This is a genomic window from Variovorax sp. Varisp41 (assembly GCF_047325085.1).
Lineage (GTDB): Bacteria > Pseudomonadota > Gammaproteobacteria > Burkholderiales > Burkholderiaceae_C > Variovorax.
The window spans coordinates 4,823,927-4,843,155 of the sequence record NZ_CP168540.1 but is presented as its reverse complement, the minus strand read 5'-3'; the positions used below and the strand labels follow the sequence as shown (position 1 = coordinate 4,843,155).

General features: G+C 70.9%; 15 protein-coding genes. 13 read left to right on the top strand and 2 right to left on the bottom strand.

Going from position 1 to position 19,229, the window contains the following annotated elements; genetic code table 11:
- Nucleotides 1-16: 16 nt before the first annotated feature.
- From ACEN9J_RS22415 to fahA, 4 genes are read left to right on the top strand one after another with little or no spacing between them, the layout of a single operon-like run.
- Nucleotides 17-214, top strand: a complete 198-nt coding sequence (locus ACEN9J_RS22415; RefSeq protein ID WP_057593179.1) for a DUF2783 domain-containing protein — start codon at nucleotides 17-19, stop codon at nucleotides 212-214.
- Between the two features lie 21 nt (nucleotides 215-235).
- Entirely contained in the window at nucleotides 236-1,546 is a 1,311-nt protein-coding gene (gene hmgA / locus ACEN9J_RS22410) for a homogentisate 1,2-dioxygenase (protein ID WP_413762088.1), read from the top strand.
- Entirely contained in the window at nucleotides 1,543-2,517 is a 975-nt protein-coding gene (locus ACEN9J_RS22405) for a Bug family tripartite tricarboxylate transporter substrate binding protein (protein ID WP_413762087.1), read from the top strand. The genes hmgA and ACEN9J_RS22405 overlap by 4 nt, the downstream gene beginning before the upstream one ends.
- 28 nt (nucleotides 2,518-2,545) lie before the next feature.
- Nucleotides 2,546-3,814, top strand: coding sequence for a fumarylacetoacetase (fahA, locus tag ACEN9J_RS22400; protein WP_413762086.1), 1,269 nt, complete (start codon nucleotides 2,546-2,548; stop codon nucleotides 3,812-3,814).
- A gap of 81 nt (nucleotides 3,815-3,895) precedes the next feature.
- Here fahA and ggt read toward each other — a convergent pair whose 3' ends face one another.
- Entirely contained in the window at nucleotides 3,896-5,704 is a 1,809-nt protein-coding gene (gene ggt, locus ACEN9J_RS22395; protein WP_413762085.1) for a gamma-glutamyltransferase, read from the bottom strand.
- A gap of 106 nt (nucleotides 5,705-5,810) precedes the next feature.
- On the opposite strand from ggt, the gene ACEN9J_RS22390 reads away from it, so the two are divergent.
- The 9 genes from ACEN9J_RS22390 to ACEN9J_RS22350 all read left to right on the top strand — a co-directional run bounded on the left by ACEN9J_RS22390 (nucleotide 5,811) and on the right by ACEN9J_RS22350 (nucleotide 18,618).
- Nucleotides 5,811-6,719 carry a LysR family transcriptional regulator gene (locus ACEN9J_RS22390; RefSeq protein WP_261210117.1) on the top strand — a complete coding sequence of 303 codons (909 nt, stop codon included), beginning with the start codon at nucleotides 5,811-5,813 and terminating at the stop codon, nucleotides 6,717-6,719.
- A complete protein-coding gene (locus ACEN9J_RS22385) occupies nucleotides 6,716-7,876 on the top strand; it encodes a branched-chain amino acid ABC transporter substrate-binding protein (protein ID WP_413762084.1) in 1,161 nt (386 codons plus the stop codon). The genes ACEN9J_RS22390 and ACEN9J_RS22385 overlap by 4 nt, the downstream gene beginning before the upstream one ends.
- Nucleotides 7,877-8,048: 172 nt before the next feature.
- Entirely contained in the window at nucleotides 8,049-10,532 is a 2,484-nt protein-coding gene (locus tag ACEN9J_RS22380; RefSeq protein ID WP_413762083.1) for a type VI secretion system Vgr family protein, read from the top strand.
- Between the two features lie 22 nt (nucleotides 10,533-10,554).
- Nucleotides 10,555-10,983: a DcrB-related protein gene (locus tag ACEN9J_RS22375; RefSeq protein ID WP_057593172.1), complete on the top strand. Its 429-nt coding sequence runs from the start codon at nucleotides 10,555-10,557 to the stop codon at nucleotides 10,981-10,983.
- 22 nt (nucleotides 10,984-11,005) lie between these two features.
- Nucleotides 11,006-15,574 (top strand): RHS repeat-associated core domain-containing protein, encoded by a 4,569-nt coding sequence (locus ACEN9J_RS22370; RefSeq protein ID WP_413762082.1) that lies wholly within the window; start codon nucleotides 11,006-11,008, stop codon nucleotides 15,572-15,574.
- A 25-nt stretch (nucleotides 15,575-15,599) separates the two neighbouring features.
- The gene (locus tag ACEN9J_RS22365; protein ID WP_261213083.1) at nucleotides 15,600-16,004 is read left to right on the top strand and encodes an immunity 22 family protein; all 405 of its coding nucleotides are present in this window, start codon (nucleotides 15,600-15,602) and stop codon (nucleotides 16,002-16,004) included.
- Nucleotides 16,005-16,096: 92 nt separating this feature from the next.
- Entirely contained in the window at nucleotides 16,097-17,119 is a 1,023-nt protein-coding gene (locus ACEN9J_RS22360) for a thiamine pyrophosphate-dependent dehydrogenase E1 component subunit alpha (protein WP_395349720.1), read from the top strand.
- Nucleotides 17,110-18,090, top strand: coding sequence for an alpha-ketoacid dehydrogenase subunit beta (locus ACEN9J_RS22355; RefSeq protein WP_413762081.1), 981 nt, complete (start codon nucleotides 17,110-17,112; stop codon nucleotides 18,088-18,090). Before ACEN9J_RS22360 ends, ACEN9J_RS22355 begins: the two co-directional genes overlap by 10 nt.
- An 18-nt stretch (nucleotides 18,091-18,108) precedes the next feature.
- On the top strand, nucleotides 18,109-18,618 hold the full coding sequence (locus ACEN9J_RS22350; RefSeq protein WP_413762080.1) for a MarR family winged helix-turn-helix transcriptional regulator: 510 nt from the start codon (nucleotides 18,109-18,111) through the stop codon (nucleotides 18,616-18,618).
- Here the strand turns inward: ACEN9J_RS22350 and ACEN9J_RS22345 are convergent.
- Entirely contained in the window at nucleotides 18,546-19,226 is a 681-nt protein-coding gene (locus tag ACEN9J_RS22345; protein WP_413762079.1) for a peroxiredoxin-like family protein, read from the bottom strand. The two genes, ACEN9J_RS22350 and ACEN9J_RS22345, sit on opposite strands and share 73 nt — an antisense overlap.
- Nucleotides 19,227-19,229: the final 3 nt, after the last annotated feature.

Here is a 19,229-nt window from a genome sequence, read left to right as displayed (position 1 = left end):
GCAGCGAGACATTGCCATGACCGCATCCACCCCCACGCTGATCACCGACGCGCACCTCGAGGCGCCCGACGATTTCTACGAAGCGCTGATCGAGGCGCACCAGGGCCTGAGCACCGAGGAAAGCCATGCGTACAACGCGCGCCTCGTGCTGCTGCTGGCCAACCACATCGGCTCGCTGCCCGTGCTGCGCGAAGCGCTCGCGGCCGCGAAATGAACACCACCCAGTGAGGACACCATGACCGCCGCAACTCCCGCCACCGAGCGCCGCTACCAGAGCGGCTTCGGCAACGAATACGCGTCCGAGGCCGTGCCCGGCGCGCTGCCGCAGGGCCGCAACAACCCGCAGCGCGGGCCCTTCGACCTCTACACCGAGCTGCTCTCGGGCACCGCCTTCACCGCGCCGCGCCACGAGAACCGCCGCACCTGGCTCTACCGCCGCCAGCCCTCGGTGGTGTCGGGCCGCTACCAGCCCTATGCGCAGGCGCACTGGACCACCGGCGCCGACCGCGAGATCGCGCTGCCGCCCGAGCCGCTGCGCTGGCATCCGCAGCCGCTGGACGGCGCGGGGGAACATGACTTCGTCGACGGCATGCACACCATCGCGGCCAACGGCGATGCCGAGTCGCAGGTCGGCATCGGCTCGCTGATGTACCTGGCGGGCCGCTCGATGGACAAGCGCGCCTTCGTCAACGCCGACGGCGAGATGCTGGTGGTGCCGCAGCAGGGCCGGCTGGTCATCACAACCGAGCTCGGCGTGCTCGAGGTGAAGCCCGGCGAGATCGCGCTGCTGCCGCGCGGCATGGCCTTCAAGGTGGCGCTGCCCGACGGCCTCTCGCGCGGCTACGTCTGCGAGAACTACGGCGCGCACTTCCGCCTGCCCGAGCTCGGCCCGATCGGCTCGAACGGGCTGGCCAACGCGCGCGACTTCCAGGCGCCGGTGGCGGCCTTCGAAACGGAAGAAGGCGGCTACGAGATCGTCAAGAAGTTCGGCGGCCGCTTCTGGCACGCGCCGATGAAGCAGACGCCCTTCAACGTGGTCGCCTGGCACGGCAACCTCGCGCCCGTGAAGTACGACACCGCGCACTTCATGGTGATCGGCTCGATCAGCTTCGACCATCCCGATCCCTCGATCTTCACCGTGCTGACTTCGCCGAGCGACACGCCCGGCACCGCCAACTGCGACTTCGTGATCTTCCCGCCGCGCTGGATGGTGATGGAGAACACCTTCCGTCCGCCGTGGTTCCACCGCAACCTGATGAGCGAGTTCATGGGCCTGGTGCTCGGCGAGTACGACGCCAAGCCCGGCGGCTTCAAGCCCGGCGGCGCGAGCCTGCACAACAGCATGGTGCCGCACGGCCCCGACGAGGAAGCCTTCGACAAGGCCACCCACGCCGACCTCAAGCCGCACAAGCTCGACAACACGCTGGCCTTCATGTTCGAGAGCCGCTACCGTTTCATCCCGACGAACTTCGCGCTGCAGAGCAAGGCGCTCGACACCGACTACGCCGACTGCTGGGCCGGCCTCAAGGACCAGTTCAAGCCATGAACCCCGTCTTCGCACTGACGCGCCGCGCGGCCGTCCTCGCGCTGTTCGCCGCGCCCCTGTTCTCGCAGGCCGCGGACTTCCCCGCCAAGCCGATCCGCTTCATCGTGCCCTACACCCCGGGCGGCACCACCGACCTGGTGGCGCGCACCGTGGGCCAGAAGGTGTCGGAGAAGCTGGGCCAGCCGGTGCTGATCGACAACCGCGGCGGCGCGGGCGGCAACATCGGCATGGACGCCGTGGCCAAGGCCGCGCCCGACGGCTACACCATCGGCTTCGGCGCCATCTCGACCAACGCGCTGAACCCGCACATCTACAAGTCGATGGCCTTCGACCCGCGCAAGGACTTCACGGCCATCAGCCTGCTGGGCACCTCGACCATCGTGCTCGAAGTGCCGGCGGCCTCGCCGATCAAGTCGGTGGCCGACCTGATCGCGGCCGCGAAGAAGACTCCGGGCATGCCCTACGCCACCGCGGGCGCGGGCACCTCGATGAACCTGGCCGGCGTGATGTTCGCGCAGATGACCGGTACCGAGCTGACGCACGTGGCCTACAAGGGCAGCGGCCCGGCCATCACCGACATGCTGGGCAACAACATCGGCCTGATGTTCGACAACCTTCCGGCCTCGCTGCCGCACATCCAGGCCGGCAAGCTGCGCGCGCTGGCCGTGGCCGGGCCCACGCGCTCGCCCTCGCTGCCCGAGGTGCCGACCATCGCCGAGGCCGGCCTCAAGGGCTATGCGCTCGAGCCCTGGTTCGGCGTCTACGGCCCGGCCAACCTGCCGGCGCCGATCGTGAAGGCGCTCAACGAGGCCTTCGTGGAGGCGCTCGCGCAGCCCGACGTGAAAGCCAAGCTGGCGCAGGCCGGCTTCTCGCCGCGCGGCTCGAGCGCGCAGGAACTGGCCACGCTCACGCAGACCGAGTACCAGCGGCTCGGCGAGGTGGCGAAGAAGGCCGGCATGACGGCCGAGTGAACCGAACACCGCAACGAAAGACACATCCATGACCACCGCACTGAACGCCACCCACGACCCGAAACTGCGCAGCTGGGTCGCCTCGGCCAATGAAGCCGGCAGCGACTTCCCGATCCAGAACCTGCCCTTCGGCCGCTTCCGCGCCGCCGGCAGCACCGAGGCCTTCCGCATCGGCGTCGCCATCGGCGACCAGGTGCTCGACCTGCGCGCCGCGGGCCTGGTCGACAGCGACGACATGAACGCGCTGATGGCCGCCGGCACCCAGGAGCGCCAGGCGCTGCGCGCCGCGCTCTCGGCCGGCCTCGCCGAAGGCAGCGACAAGCAGGCCGCCTGGTCGAAGGCGCTCGTCGCGCAGGCGCAGGCCGAGATGACCGTGCCCTGCCGCATCGGCGACTACACCGACTTCTACACCGGCATCCACCACGCGACCACCATCGGCAAGCTGTTCCGTCCCGACCAGCCGCTGATGCCCAACTACAAGTGGGTGCCGATCGGCTACCACGGCCGCGCCTCGTCGATCGGCGTGAGCGGCCAGGTCTTCAAGCGCCCGCAGGGCCAGACCAAGGCACCCGATGCCGCCGAGCCCAGCTTCGGTCCGTCGAAGCGCCTGGACTACGAACTCGAGCTCGGCTTCCTGGTCGGCCGCGGCAATGCGCTCGGCGAGCCGATCGCCATCGGCGAGGCCGAGGAGCACCTGTTCGGCGTGACCCTGCTCAACGACTGGTCGGCGCGCGATCTGCAGGCCTGGGAGTACCAGCCGCTCGGCCCCTTCCTCGCGAAGAACTTCGCGAGCACGCTGTCGCCGTGGATCGTGACCATGGAAGCGCTCGCGCCCTTCCGCGCGAAGTTCGAGCGGCCCGAGGGCGATCCGCAGCCGCTGCCCTATCTCGACGCGCCGTCGAACCGCGCAGCCGGCGCGCTCGACATCACGCTCGAAGTGCTGCTGCAGACCGCGAAGATGCGCGAGGCCGGCGAGGCGCCGGTGCGCCTCACGCTCGGCAACACCACCGAGGCCGCCTACTGGACCGCGGCGCAGCTCGTGACGCACCACACGGTGAACGGCTGCAACCTGCAGCCCGGCGACCTGCTGGGCTCGGGCACGCTCTCGGGCCCGAAGCCCGACCAGGCCGGTTCGCTGATGGAGCTCACGCTCGGCGGCAAGCAGGCGGTGACCTTGCCCAACGGAGAGAAGCGCACCTTCCTCGAGAACGGCGACACGCTGGTGATGCGCGGCTGGTGCGAGCGCGCGGGCGCGGTGCGCATCGGGCTCGGCGAGGTCAGCGGCACGGTGGTCTGACGCCACCGGCGTTCGCCATGCGCAGGGCGGTGAAGGCGGTGGAGGCGGCAACGCCTTCACCGCCTTTTTCACGTCAGGGCCTCAGGGCTTCGGCGCGATCACGAGCGCGAGGCCGTCGGGATTGCGCGGGTCGGACACCGGCACCGGCGCATTGCCCACGACCTGGATCGCCTGGATGTTCTGGCCGCCGGCCAATCCGTCCTGCATGGTCCAGCCGCGCGCGCGCAGGTTGTCGGCCGTGGCCGCGGGGAAGCGCTCGGCCTCGTAGTAGATGACGTTGTCGGGCAGGAGCTGGTGGTGGAAGCGCGGTTGCGCCTGCGCCTGGTCGAGCGGCAGCTTGTAGTCGAGCACGTTGACCAGCACCTGGTAGACCGCCGTGAAGATGCGCGAGCCGCCTGGCGTGCCGAGCACCAGCGCGAGCTTGCCGTCCTTCACCGCGATGGTCGGGCTCATCGACGACAGCGGGCGCTTGTTGGGCTGGATCGAGTTGACATCGCCGCCGACCACGCCGAACTGGTTCGGCACGCCGGGCTTGGCGGAGAAGTCGTCCATCTCGTTGTTGAGCAGGAAGCCCGCGCCCTCGACCACGATGCCGCTGCCGAAGCCGCCGTTGAGCGTGTAGGTGATGGCGAGTGCGTTGCCCCACTTGTCGACCACCGAGAAGTGCGTGGTCTGCGGCTTCTCGCCGGTGCTGACCGGCGGCACGGGGTCGGTGCCGAGGCCCGGCTTCACCTTGGCCAGCGGCGTCGGCGTGGCGGGGTTGACCTCGGCCGCGCGGCCCTTGAGGTAGTCGTCGGCCAGCAGCTTCAGCATCGGCACCTGGTAGAAGTCCGAGTCGCCGAGGTACTGCGCGCGGTCCGCGAACACGCGCTTCTCCATCTCCGCCGTCAGGTGCACGTACTGCGCCGAGTTGAGCGGCGCCTTGGCGAACTGCGGCTCGAGGTCCTTCTTCATCTTGAGCAGTTGCCCGATGCCGAAGCCGCCCGAACTCGGCGGCGGCGCGGTGTAGACCGTGTGGCCGTTCCAGTCGATGGCCACGGGATCGCGCCACACCGCCTGGTAGTTCTTCAGGTCGTTCTTGCTGATCAGGCCGCCGGTGCGTCCCATCTCGGCCACCAGCAGGTCGGCCGTCTTGCCGGTGTAGAACTCGCTGCCGCCGTTGTCGCTGATGCGCTGCAGCGTGTCGGCCAGCTCGGCCTGCTTGAACAGCTGGCCCTTGATCATCTTGCCGCCGAAGTACTTGTTGAAGTTCGAGCGGCTGTTGACGGTGGTCAGCTCGGCCGTCGAGTACGCGACGAAGCCGTTGCGCGCATAGGCGATGGCCGGTGCCAGCACCTGCGCCCAGCTGAGCTTGCCGAAGCGCTGGTGCGCGGTCCACATGCCCGCGACCGAGCCCGGCACGCCCGCGGCCAGCGAGCCGTCGAGGCTCAGGCCCGGGATCACGTCGCCGTTCTTGTCGAGGTACATGGTGGGCGTGGCCGCGCCCGGTGCCTTCTCGCGGAAGTCGAGGAAATAGGGCTTGCCGTTCATCCAGGTCGTCATGAAGCCGCCGCCGCCGAGGTTGCCCGCCTCGGGCAGTGTGACGGCGAGCGCGAAGGCCGTGGCGACGCCGGCATCGACGGCATTGCCGCCCGCGTCGAGGATCTGCTTGGCGGCGGCCGCGCCGAACTGGTCGGGCGATGCCACCGCGCCCGCGTTGAGCGTGGTGCTCTCGGCCGGAGGCGCCGGTGGCGCGGCGGGAACGACGGGGGCGAAGGCGGTGCCCGATCCGCCACCGCCGCAAGCGGAAATACCGATGGTGGCGAACAGGATCAGGGAATGAAATGCGCGGCGCGACGTGGCGTGCGTGAAGGGCACTGTGAGTCTCCTCAAGTTGTGAATCTCTGGCATGCTCGCCAGGCTTTTTTGGGGGGTGCGCACTCCCGGGGGCGGACTGTAGTGCCCGGTCCTGCCAGCGTCTAACGAAAGATTTTCGATTTACCTATTCCGGATCCTCATGGAGACAAGAAAGCTGGCGCACCTGATCGAATTGGCGATGACCGGCTCCTTCAGCCGCGCGGCCGCCAACCTGCATCTCACGCAATCGGCGCTGAGCAAGAGCATCCAGTCGCTCGAGGCCGAGATCGGCGTGCCGCTGATCGAGCGGCTCGGGCGGCGCTGCACCACCACCGCCGCGGGCTCGCTGGTGGTCGAGCGCGCGCGGCGGCTGCTGGTCGACGTCGACAACCTCTCGATCGGCGTGAGGGACGAGGCCGTGCTCGAGGGCACGCTGCGCGTGGGCTTCGGCGCCGGACCCGGCGCCTGCATGAGCGCGGACTTCATCGCCCACGTGCTCGAGGCGCATCCGCGCGTGAAGCTGCTGGTGCGCCGCGGCACGGCGCGCTTCCTCATGGGTGCCCTGCGCGACCGCTCGATCGACGCCGTCCTGATCGACGCGCGCTCGCTGGTGCTGTCCGACGAGCTCGTGGTCGAGCGCATGGGCGGCCTCGCGGGCGGTGCCATCTGCCGCGTCGGCCATCCGCTGGCCGCGCGCGCGGCGGTCACGATGCAGGACCTGCTGCAGTACCCGATCCTCAGCACCGACGTGTCGGACGAGGTGGCGACGCTGACGAAGGAGCACTACGGCCTGAGCGACGACGTGCGCCACTCGACCACCGTGGAGTCGGAGGAACTCGAGCCCCTGATCGCCGCGACCGCGCGCTCCGACGCGATCTTCTTCGGCGCGCTCGCGGCCGCCGGCGAGCAGATCGCCGCGGGCCGATTGCGGCGCATCACGGTCGAGTCGCAGCTCGAGCTGTCGATCCCGGTCGCGCTCGTGCGGCTGGCCAGCAAGGGCGAACAGAAGCTGGTGCAGGTGGTGCGCGAGTTCGCGGCCCATTGGTTCGCGGCGCGGGAGACCCCATGAAGCCTTCTTCGTCGCGCATGGCGAGGCGCGTGCTGGCGAGCGCGCTGGCCGGTCTCGCCTTCGGCGCGCTCGCGCAGGAACAGATCATCCGCATCGGCCTGGTCGCGCCCATGAGCGGCGCGCTGGCCGTCTCGGGCAAGGCCAATCAGAAGGGCGGGCAACTGGCCGTGGACGAACTCAATCGCCAGCAGTTGCGCATCGGCGGGCAACGCGCGCGCTTCGAGCTGATGGCCGAGGACGATGCGGGCGATCCGAAGCAGGGCACCGCGGCCGCGCAGAAGCTGGTGGACGCCAGGGTCCACGGCGTGGTCGGCCACCAGACCTCGGGCTCGGCCATTCCCGCCTCGCGGCTCTACAGCGAAGCCGGCATTCCGCAGGTCTCGCCTTCGGTCACGGCACCCAGGTACACCGAGCAGGGCTTCAAGACCACCTTCCGCATCGTCGCGGGCGACGCCAGCATCGGCGACGCGATCGCCACCCATGCGGTGCAGCGGCTGCGCATGAAGCGCTTCGCGATCGTCGACGACCGCAGCTCCTACGGCCACGGCATCGCCGAGGAGTTCGCCAAGGCCGCCGTGCGTGCGGGCGGCACCATCGTCGGCCGCGAACATGCGAGCGACAGGAGCAGCGACTTCTCGGCCATCCTCACCGCGATCAAGGCACAGCAACCCGATGCGATCTTCGTCGGCGGCATGTACGCGATGGCCGGCCCGATGCTGCGCCAGATGAAGCAGCTCGGGCTCGGTGCCGGCATGCTCGGCGGCGACGGCATCTGCGACAACGAGCTGCTGCGCCTGGCCGGCGGCGCGGCGCGCGACGACCAGGTGTTCTGCGCGGCCTCGGGCGAGATCGAGGACGACCGCGAAGGCCGGCTGCGCGACTTCCGGAAGGCCTACCGCCAGCGCTTCGACATGGACCCGGAGCTGGTCTCGCTGTATTCCTACGACGCGGTGAAACTGCTCGCGGATGCGATGCGCCGCGCCGATTCCGCGAACCCCGAGACCTACCTGCCCTTCCTGGCACGCACGCGCGACTACGCCGGGCTCACGGGCAGGATCTCCTTCGATGCGAAGGGCGACCTGCTGCATCCGCAACTGGCGCTCTACACCTTCAGGCACGGCGTGCGCGCGCACCTGGCGACGGTCCAGATGCCGTAGCGCGCGCGGCCGCTGCGAGCTTTCGTACTCCTCGCGCGACCGGATCGCCCGCCGCGCGCCGCGTGTCATATCCCGGCCATGAAAGCTTCATAAGGTCATCGCAGCACCTGGGGCCACACCGTCTTGCGCTCCAGCGATCGACGGCCATCAGGTCACGGGGAGACCAGAAGGAATGAACCGCAGCTTCATCGCCCACAGTCCGCTGGGCGAGCGCGTGAAGTTTCGCTCGATGACGGGACAGGAGCGGATCTCCACGCTGTTCGAATCGCGCGTGCGCCTGGTCGCCGACACGCCCGGCATCGCCGCCCGGAGCGTGCTCGGCAAGGACATGACGATCGAGATCGACCTCGCGACCGAGCTCGGCGGCGCGGGCCGGCGCTTCATCAGCGGCCAGGTCACGCGCTTCGCGCGCGTGGGCAAGGACGACGGCGACATGCATGTCTACGAAGCCGTGCTGCGCCCCTGGCTCTGGTACGCGACGCGGCGCTCGGACTTCAAGATCTTCCAGTTCAAGACCGTGCCCGAGATCGTGCAGGAGGTGCTCGCGCCCTATGGCTTCGCGATCGAGCCCAAGCTCTCGGGCAGCTACCGCAACTGGGACTACTGCGTGCAGTACGGCGAGACCGACTTCGACTTCGTGAGCCGGCTCATGGAGTCCGAGGGCATCTACTACTTCTTCGCGCATGCAAAAGGCAGCCATCAGCTCGTGCTGTGCGACGGACCGGGCTCGCATGCGCCGCTGCCCGCCGGCCCGGTGAAGGTGCCCTACCACGCGGGCGTGCTCGCGGCGCAGATCCTCGAGCAGGACTTCATCGACAGCTGGCACCACGCCGAGGACATCGCCTCGGGCCATTTCGCGGCCGACGACTACGACTTCAGGAAGCCCCAAGCCGAGATCGACACGCTGCGCCGCCAGCCCGCGGGCCATGACCACGACAGCTACGAGCGCTACGACTGGCCCGGCGGCTACACCGAACTCGGCGACGGCGAGAACTACGCGCGGCTGCGGCTCGAACAGCAGATCGGCCGGCGCGAATCGATCGAGGCCGAAGGCAACCTGCGCCACATCGCGCCCGGCTACCTGTTCGACCTCGCGCGCCATCCGAACGCCGAGGACAACCGCCGCTACCTGATCGAGGCCGCGAGCCACGACTTCCAGGAGAACGCGCTGCGCGTGGCCGCCGCCGGCGCCGCCTACGGCGAATCGACCAGCAGCACCAGCTACCGCCAGGCCTTCGCGGTGGTGCCCGACAGCGCGCCGTATCGCGTGCCGCGCCTCACACCGCGCCCGCGCACCACCGGCCCGCAGACCGCGGTGGTGGTGGGCCCGGCGGGCGAGGAGATTTACACCGACGAGTACGGCCGCATCAAGGTGCAGTTCCACTGGGACCGCTACGGCCAGCGCGACGAGAACGCCTCGTGCTGGATCCGCGTCTCGCAGACCTGGGCCGGCGGCGGCTACGGCAGCATGCAGATCCCGCGCATCGGGCAGGAGGTGATCGTCGACTTCCTCAACGGCGATCCCGACCATCCGATCGTGACCGGCTGCGTCTACAACGCCGCGCAGATGCCGGCCTGGGAGCTGCCGCGCCACAAGACGCAGTCGGGCATCCAGACGCACTGGAGCAAGGGCGGTGGCGGCAAGCACATGCTGCGCTTCGAGGACAAGCGCGGCAGCGAGCACATCGAGCTCTCGACCGACCATGGCGCCACCCACCTGCACATGGGCTACCTGATGAACCAGGGCTCGGAGGTGCAGCGCAGCTACGGCTTCGAGTTGCGCACCAACGAGTGGGGTTCGATCCGCGCCGACAAGGGCCTGCTCTTGACCACCTACACGCAAGACTTCACGCAGAAGATCTCGCGCGACAACCCCGACGGCCACGAGCAGCTCGGCGCCACACTGGCCCAGAGCCAGGCCCTGATGCAGGAGGCGGGCCAGGCGATGGCCGCCACGAAGTCGCTGGTCGGCGCGCTGGCGCGCGGCAAGAACCAGCAGCTCGTGGGCCTGGTGCAGGGCGTGCAGTCGGCCGGCGGCACCTCGCAGGCGGTGGCGGCGCTCGCGGCCGCGGGATCGCCCGAGGGCGGCGTGTCGGACGATGCGGACCCCTCGATGGACGAGGCGCAGCAGATGCTGGGCCTGTCGCGCAAGATCGACAAGCCGGTGGTGTCGATCGTGAGCCCCGAGGGCCAGACCATGATCAGCCCCAAGCCCATCGTCGTGAGCTCGGGCCGCAGCGTGTCGATCCGCGCGCAGTCGGCCATGACGCTGACCAGCGGCGCGCAACTCACGCAGCTCGCCAAGACCGGCATGGTGACGCAGGTCAGCACCGGCGGCCAGGTCAACGTGGTGTCGGCCGGCGACATCGTCTCGCGCGCCAGCGAGGGCGCGATGAACCTGCTGTCGAAGAACGATGCCACGCTGGCCTCGACGAGCGAGAACGCGAACCTGTTCGGCAGGAAGTCGGTGATCGTGAATGCGGCCGAGCAGGACGTCTTCGTGCTCGGCAAGACCAGCATCTCGCTGCTCTGCGGCGAATCGTCGATCGTGCTGCTGGCCGACGGGACCATCCGGATCAAGGGCAAGACCGGCGTCTTCGAGTTCTCCGACACGCTGGACCAGACGGGCCGCAACAAGATCCTTCTCAACTGCTGAGGCGCGCCCGCCGGAAAGCCGAATGCACTATCACTTCCAACGCGGCACCGTCGAGGTCCCCGACCACTACAACGACCGCACGATGCACGTGCTGGTGCCCGCGGGCGCCGGCTTCACCTTCATCATCAGCCAGGACGAGCTCGAGCCCGGCGAGTCGCCCGAGGCCTTCGTGCAGCGCCAGCTCGGCAACCTCGCGCGCCAGGTCACGAAGTTCGAGGAGACCGCGCGCGAAGCGATCTTCCTGGGCCCGCCCGAGCAGGGCGTGCAGGGACTGCGCATCGAGTTCAGGTACCGCCAGCGCGGCAGCTTCTCCTACCAGTGCCAGGGCATCTTCCCGTTGTCCGACCGCAAGACGCTGCTGACCTTCACCGCCAGCGCCGCCGCGCCCTTCGACGCACCGCAGCTGCAGCTGTGGCGGCAGATGGTGGCGAGCGTGGCGCTGCGCCGGTAGGCCCCGCAGCGCGAGCCGCGCCATGCCCGAAGCCGCGCGCATCGACGACGCCATCGGCCATGTCTCCGTGTGGGCCCGGCTCGCGCGCGTGGGGTTGCGCGTGGCCGCGGGCATGGCCGAGGCGGTGCTCGTGGGCGCGGCGATCGTGGGCGTGGCCGCGCTCATGTCCACGCCGGTCGGCTGGTGCGGCGCGATCTTCGCGGGCGGGCTGATCGCCGGCTTCGTCGGCGGCGCGACCGGCTGGAGCGACTACAAGGAAAAGAAGATCAAGGAGCTGACCGAGGACATCGGCTCGCCCACGGTCACCGGCGCCATCAGCCGCATGGGCTCGCCCGACGTGCAGGTCAACGGCAAGGCGGCCGCGCGCGCGATCGCGGACTCGGGCGCCTGCTCGAGGCACTCGGGCCCGATCCCGATCGCCGAAGGATCGGACTCGGTGTGGATCAACACCTTCCCGGCCGCGCGCAAGGGCGACAAGCTGCAGTGCTCGGCCGCGATCGTCGAGGGCAGCGCCAACGTGTTCATCGGCGGCGCGAAGACCGCCTACATGGAGATCGCCGACGACAAGGAATGGTGGGAGACCGCGCTGGAGATCGGCATCGGCCTGGCCATGGGCCGCGGCAGCTTCGGCGCGCGCCTCGGCTGCCTGGGCATGGGCATGCTCGCCAACATGGCGGCCGACCGGCTGGGGCGCGGCTTCCGCTCGCTGATCGGCTATCCCGTGCATCCCGCGACGGGCGGCAAGATCCTGACCGGCGAGGCCGACACCGACTTCGTGCTGCCGGGGCCGCTGCCGATCGTCTGGAAGCGGCGCTACAGCAGCCACGACCGCCGCGCCGACGGGCCGTTCGGCACCGGCTGGAGCGTCGCGCCCCATGGGGTGAGCCTGCGCGTGCAGCCCGGCGCGGGGCCGCGCGCGCTGGTCTACACCGACGAGGCGGGCCGCGAGGTCGAGATGCCGGCCCTGCAGCCCGGCCACGGCCTCTTCAACGTGGCCGAGATGTTCTCGATCGGCTGCACGCCCGGCGGCCACTACGAAGTGACCACGCTCGAGGGCCTGCTCTACCAGTTCGGCGCGCCGGCGGCGCCCGAGGTCGCCGAGACGCTGCCGCTTCGGCGCCTGCGCGACCGCAACGGCAACTGGATCGCCTGCCGCCACGACGCGGCGCGGCGCCTCGCCGAGATGGCCGACAGCATCGGCCGGCTGCTGCGCTTCGACTACGCGGGCGACTCGCGGCGCGTGCAGGCCATCCACCTCGCCAAGGGCGCGGAGGACGAGATACCGGGCCTGCTGGTGCGCTACGGCTACGACGCCAACGCGCAGCTGGCGACGGTGATCTCGCGCGAGGACCGGCCGCTGCGGCGCTTCGCCTACACCGACGGCCTGATGACATGGCAGGAATCGGCCGGCGGCTTCTCCTGCGGCTACGAATGGGAACCGGCGGGCGCGGCCACCGGGCCCGAGGGCGACCGCCGCGTGCTGCGCCACTGGACCGGGGACGGCGAGCACTGGGACATCGCCTATGCCGAGGCTTCGGGCCCGGACGCGGCGGGCACCACCGTCGCGACCGACCAGCTCGGCCGGCGCTCGAGCTGGTGCTGGGATGCCGGCTACAACCTCACGCGCTACGTCGATCCGCTGGGCCACGCATGGACCCTGCAATGGGACGCGGACCGGAAGCTGCGCAGCGTGCGCAACCCGGGCGGCGGCGAGCTGCGCTTCGCGTACAACGCCCATGGCATGCCGGTGGCCGAGACCGATCCGCTGGGCCGCAGCACGCGCACGCTCTGGGACGACCGCTGGTTCGAGCCGCGCAAGATCACGCTGCCCGACGGCCGCAGCTATCTCTTCGAGTACGACGACCGCGGCAACCACACGGTGCTCATCGATCCCGCGGGGCAGGAAACCCGCTACGCCTACGACCGCTTCGGCCTGCTCGAGGCGGTGACCGATGCCCTCGGCGGCACCAGCCGCCTGCGCTGGAACCGGCGTGCGCAGGTCGTGGCGCGCACCGACTGCTCGGGCAAGACCACCCGCTTCGCCTACGACGCCTGGGGCTTCCCGCAGTCGGTGACCGACGCCGCCGGGCAGTCCACGCGCTTCGTCCACGACGCGATGGGGCGGCTGCTCTCGATGTCGCAGCCCGACGGCTCGCACCATGCCTATCGCTACGACGCGGCCGGCCGCCTGGTCGGCGCCGTCGATCCGCTGAGCCGCGGCACGCAGCTGGTGCTGAACGCGCGCGGCCAGCCCACGCTGCAGCAGGACGCGCAGGGCCGGCGCATCGAGCTGCACTACGACGGCGGCCATCGGCTGCATGCGCTGGTCAACGAGAACGGCATGCACTTCCGTTTCGCGCACGACGAGGCCGACCGCGTGGTGGAGGAGCATCGCGCGGGCGGCACGCGCGTGTGCATCGAGTACGACGTCAATGGCTGGCCGTCGGCGGTCGTGCACTACCCGGGCATCGGCGACGAGGACCTCGCGCTCGACGGGGGCGCGGATGGCGGCACGCGCACGCAGCCGCTGCGCACCGAGTTCGTCCGCGATGCCGCGGGCCGGCTGGTGGAGAAGCGCACCGCGCGCCATCGCTACCGCTACCGCTACGACGCGCTCGACCAGCTGGTGGAGGCCTGCAAGCTCGCGCTCGCGGAGGCCGGCGGCGAGCCGCGCGCGCTGCATCGCGTCGCCTTCGAGTACGACCGCCTCGGCAACCTCGCGGCCGAGACCGCCATCGACGAGACCACCGGCGAGCGCCATGCGCTGCGCCACGAGCACGACGCACTGGGCAACCGCACGCGCACGCTGCTGCCGGCGCTGGGCGACGGCGGCGTCCAGCGCGCGCTGAACTACCTGCACTACGGCTCGGGCCACCTGCACCAGGTCAACCTTTGGCAGCGGCACGGCGACGCGCCCGCGGAGCACGCGCTGGTCAGCGACATCGAGCGCGACGACCTGCACCGCGAGGTGGCGCGCACGCAGGGCCGGCTGGCCACGCGCTTCGCCTGGGATCCGCTGGGGCGCCGCGTGGCGTCGTGGTGCCGCGCGGCATCGCTGGGCGAGGCCTTCACGCCGCGCGACGCCGGCTGGCGCGAGGCGATGGACAGCGTGGGCACCGCGCGCGCCCGGGTCCTCGACGGGCTGATGAAGGAATACGGCTACGACCTCGCCGGCGAACTGCGCCATGCGCGCCATTCGCTGCAGGGCCGCACGGAACACGGCTACGACGCCACCGGCCGCATCGAGGCCACGCGGCGCGTGCCGCGCGCGGCATCGGGCGCGGCCGCGAACGAGGAACGCTTCGCCTACGACCCCGCCGGCAACCTGCTCGACAGCGCGATGGCCGGCGCCCGGGGCCCGGGCTACGTGCGCGACAACCTCGTGCGCGTGTTCGAGGACAAGCGCTACGACTACGACGGCCACGGCCGCCTCGTGCGCAAGCGCGCGGGCCGCCACACCGAGCAGCGCTTCGAGTGGGACGAGGAGCACCGCCTGCTCGCGGTGCGCACCACGCGCCGGCCCGGCACGCCGCAGGCCGTGACGCAACACACGCGCTTCGACTACGACGCTCTCGGCCGCCGCGTGGCGCGCCACGAAGCCTTCGGCAGCACCCGCTTCGTGTGGGAAGGGCTGCGGCTGCTCGAGGAGCGGCGCGGCGGCCACGCGACCAGCTATGTCTACGAGCCCGGCTCCCACGTGCCGCTGGCGCGGCTCGACGCCGGGCAGGACACGGCCGGGCGCGAGGCCAGCGAGCTTCGCTACTTCCACACCGCGCCCTCGGGCCTGCCCGAGGAACTGAGCGACAGCGAGGGCCGGCTGTGCTGGCGCGCCAGCTACCGGACCTGGGGCGCGACGGTCTCGGAGCAATGGGAGACGGTGGCGCTGGACGGGCGGCCCGCCGTGTCCGGCGCGCCGGCGTCCCCGCCGCTCGAGCAGAACCTGCGGCTGCAGGGCCAGTACCTCGACCGCGACACCGGCCTGCACTACAACACCTTCCGCTTCTACGACCCCGACATCGGCCGCTTCATCGGTCCCGACCCGATCGGGCTGAGCGGCGGCATCAACCTCGGCAGCTACGCGCCCAACCCCTACGGCTGGATCGATCCGCCGGGCTGGGCCGGCGGCCTGTGGGGCGGGCCGGGGCAGCCGGCGAGCTTCGACACCTGGTTCGACAACGCCAGCGTGGCGGACGTGCGCGTGGCTATGGCCAACCCCGCCTCGCGCGACGCGATCCACACCGCGCTGCGCAACGGCGGCGGCGCGCACGAGTGGTTCCCGGTGTCGATGGCCGACAAGGCCAAGGAGCTGGGCTTCTCGGCGCAGGAACTCAAGAAGCTCACCACGCCCACGCGCGAGGTCTGGTTCCAGAACGTGCCCGATCCGCGCAATCCGGGCGAGACCCTCTCGGGCCCGCACTCCACCGGCGCCGCGCTGCCCGAGGGCCAGTCGGGCCGCGCCAGTTCGCTCGCGCACAAGATCCTCTTCGCCAAGCTCGCCGGCGCCACCTCCAAGGCCGGCGCGCTCGCGCGCATCCGCAACTTCGCGAACAAGTACACCCGCGGAGGAAAATCCTCCATCGGCAAGTGCTAGCCCGCCACCGCATCGAGGCCACTCCATGATCGACAGCAGAACCCCCGGCATCGTCTCCGTCTGGATGGGCACCACCCGCCAGTCGCTCGAGGACTTCAACCAGTACACCGAAGGCATGGAGACCGCGGGCTCGGGCTGCCCCGCACATGCGGACTTCGGCTGCGACTTCATCGACTCGGACGTGTTCGTCGCCTATCTCGCCGCGGGCGGCGCGGCGGTGCCGGTCGAGGACCTGGCCGAGGAGGTCGACGTCTCCACCAACGAGGCCGTGGCCGCGATCGCCGCGCGCTGCCACGAGCTCGGCATCGACAGCGCCAACGCGCTGTACTACTGGGTGAACTGCACCTTCACCGAGGAGCAGCCGGGGCGGCTCTACAACGGGCTGCGCTTCATCGGGGCCTTCGACGACCGGAAGAAGCGCAAGCGCTGAGCGCCGGCCCCGGGGAAAGCCCCCTGCCCCCAGTCCGTCACGCTTGATACGATTTTTTCGCAAACGCCCATTCCACAGGCGTCGGAGACAAGATGGACCTGGACATCCCCAGCGGCGCCGCCGAGGCGCTGTACCGCACCATGGTGCGCATCCGCGCGTTCGAGAACGCGGCCGAGACGGCCAGCCAGGGCGGCGTGAGCGCCTATGGGCAGCAGGCCGGCGGCGCGGCCAAGGTGCGCGGGCCGCTGCACCTGTCGACCGGGCAGGAGGCGGTGCCGGCCGGCGTCTGCGCGCACCTGCGCGCGAGCGACTACCTCACCTCCACGCATCGCGGCCACGGCCACACGCTGGCCAAGGGCGCCGACCTCGCGCGCATGATGTGCGAGCTGTTCGGCAAGGCCACGGGCTTCAACGGCGGCAAGGGCGGCTCGATGCACATCGCCGATTTCTCGGTCGGCATGCTGGGTGCCAACGGCGTGGTGGCGGCCGGGCTGCCGATCGCGGTGGGCGCGGCGCATGCGCAGAAGGTGCTGGGCCAGGGCGACGCCCTCACGGTCTGCTTCTTCGGCGACGGCGCGATCAACCGCGGCCCCTTCCTCGAGGCGCTGAACTGGGCCCGCGTGTACGAGCTGCCGGTGCTGTTCGTCTGCGAGGACAACCGCTGGAGCGCGACCACCGCGAGCGGCCCGATGACCGCGGGCGAAGGCGCCTCGGCGCGCGCCGAAGCGCTGGGCATCGCGGCCACGCAGGTCGACGGCAACGACGTGTTCGCGGTGCACGCGGCCGCGGCGCGGCTGGTGGCCGAGGTGCGCGGCGGCGGCGGACCGCGATTGCTGCATGCGCTGACCTACCGCGTGAAGGGCCACGTGTCGGTCGACCTCGCGGCCTACCGCGATCCGGCCGAGCTGGCGGCGGCGCTCGAGACCGATCCGCTGGCGCGCGCGCGTGGCCGGCTGCTGGAAGCCGGGCTCGAGGCGGCGGCGCTCGATGCGATCGAGAACGCGGCCACGGCCGAGGTCGAGGCCGCCCTGGCCACCGCCGACGCGGCGCCCTGGCCCGAGGCCGGCGCCGCCTTCACCGACGTGCAGACCACGGGAGCCGGGCAATGGCACTGAACGCAGCGAACACCGTGGAAGAACTCAGCTATGCCGAAGCCGCCGTGCGCGCCATCGCGCGCGAGATGGAAGCCGACGCGCGCGTGGTCGTGCTCGGCGAGGACGTGGGCCGCGGCGGCATCTTCGGCCAGTACAAGGGGCTGCAGCAGCGCTTCGGCGAGCGGCGCGTGATCGACACGCCGATCAGCGAGGCCGCGATCATGGGCGCGGGCGTGGGCATGGCGCTCGCGGGCCTGCGGCCGGTGGTCGAGATGCGCGTGGTCGACTTCGCGCTGTGCGGCATGGACGAACTGGTGAACCAGGCCGCCAAGAACCGCTTCATGTTCGGCGGCCAGGGCCGCGTGCCGCTGGTGGCGCGCATGCCGGGCGGCATCTGGGACGCCTCGGCGGCGCAGCATTCGCAGTCGCTCGAAGCCTGGTTCGCGCACCTGCCGGGCGTGGTGGTCGTGAGCCCGTCGACGCCGCAGGACAACCATTCGCTGCTGCGCGCGGCGCTGCAGTGCGGCGACCCGGTGGTCTACATCGAGCACAAGACGCTGTGGGGCGCGCGCGGCCCGGTCGACGAGACGCTGACGGTGCCGCTGGGCAAGGCGGCGCGCATGCGCCAGGGCGATGCGCTCACGCTCGTGAGCTGGAGCCGGCAGGCGCAGGTCTGCGCCGAGGCCTGCGAGCGGCTCGCGGCCGAGGGCATCGCGGTCGACCTGATCGACCTGCGCACGCTGTGGCCCTGGGATCGCGAGACGGTGTTCGAATCGTGCGCGCGCACCGGCCGGCTGCTGGTGGCGCACGAGGCGGTGCAGGCCGCGGGCTTCGGCGCCGAGATCGCGGCCAGCGCGGCCGAGGCCACGGGCTGCCGCATCGCGCGGCTCGGCGCGCCGCGCATTCCGGTCGGCTATGCGCCGGTGCTCGAGGCGCAGTCGCGCGTGGGCGTCGACGCCATCGTCGCGGCGGCGAAGAAGCTGGCGGGCTGACACGCGCCCCGCGCACCCATGGACCCGCTGTTCTTCAAGCTGGTGCGCGTGGTCAACCTCACGGCGCGGCCCTTCCACGAACGCGTGGGCCGCGAGCACCAGCTCACGCTCAACGAGTGGCGCACGATGGCGGTGCTGGGCGCGCAGCCCGGGCTCACCGCCTCGCAGGTGGCCGACCAGACCGGCCTCGACAAGATGGCGGTGAGTCGCGCGCTGGCCGGCCTGAAACGTCATCGGCGCGTGCAGTGCCGCGAGGATCCGACCGACCAGCGCAGGAGCCGGCTGCACCTCACGGCCGCGGGCAAGGCGTTGCACGCAACTGTGAGCGAACTGGGCCGCGAACGCGAGGCCGCGCTGTTCGCGGGCGTGGGCGCCGACGAGCTCGCGCGGCTGGGCAGCACGCTCGACCGGCTGATCGCCTCGGTGAGCGGCGACGCGGAGACCCAGGCCCAGGCTCATGCACCGGCCGTCGCGCGCAGCCGCTCGAGCACCGGCAGCAGCTCCGAGGGATCGGGCCGCTGCGTGTAGTCGGGGTTGACCTCGGCATAGGCGATGGTGCCGTCGCGCGCGATCACGTAGCGCGCGGGCATCGGCAGGGTCCAGCTCGGCTCGCCGTTGACCACCGCGAGGTCGTTCCTGAACACGTCGCGGTAGAGGTCCTGCAGGTAGCCCGGAAGCGCGAAGCGCAGGCCGAAGGCGGCGGCCACGGCATTGCCGGTGTCCGACAGGATCGGGAAGGCGAGCCGGTTGTCGCGCGCCGACTTGCGGCTGTTCGAGGGCGTCTGCGGCGACACCGCCACCAGTTGCGCGCCGAGCGCCTGCAGGCCCGGGAGCGCTTCCTGCAGCGCCTGCAGGTCCAGGTTGCAGTAAGGGCACCAGACGCCGCGGTAGAAGGTCAGCACCAGCGGGCCCTGGGCCAGCAGTTCCTGCGACGACCAGGCGCGGCCGTCGGCGTCGTGCAGCGTGAAGACCGGGGCGCGATCGCCGGCGCGCAGCGCGCGGTCGGCGGCGCCCGAGGCGATCAGCTCGTCGGTGGCGCGGTGCATGGGCTCGTGGATGAAGGCGGGCGCGTTCCACGGCGGGCCGCCGGCTTCGAAGTTGGCGCGGAAGGCGGCGAGTTTCTCGGGCAGTGACATGGC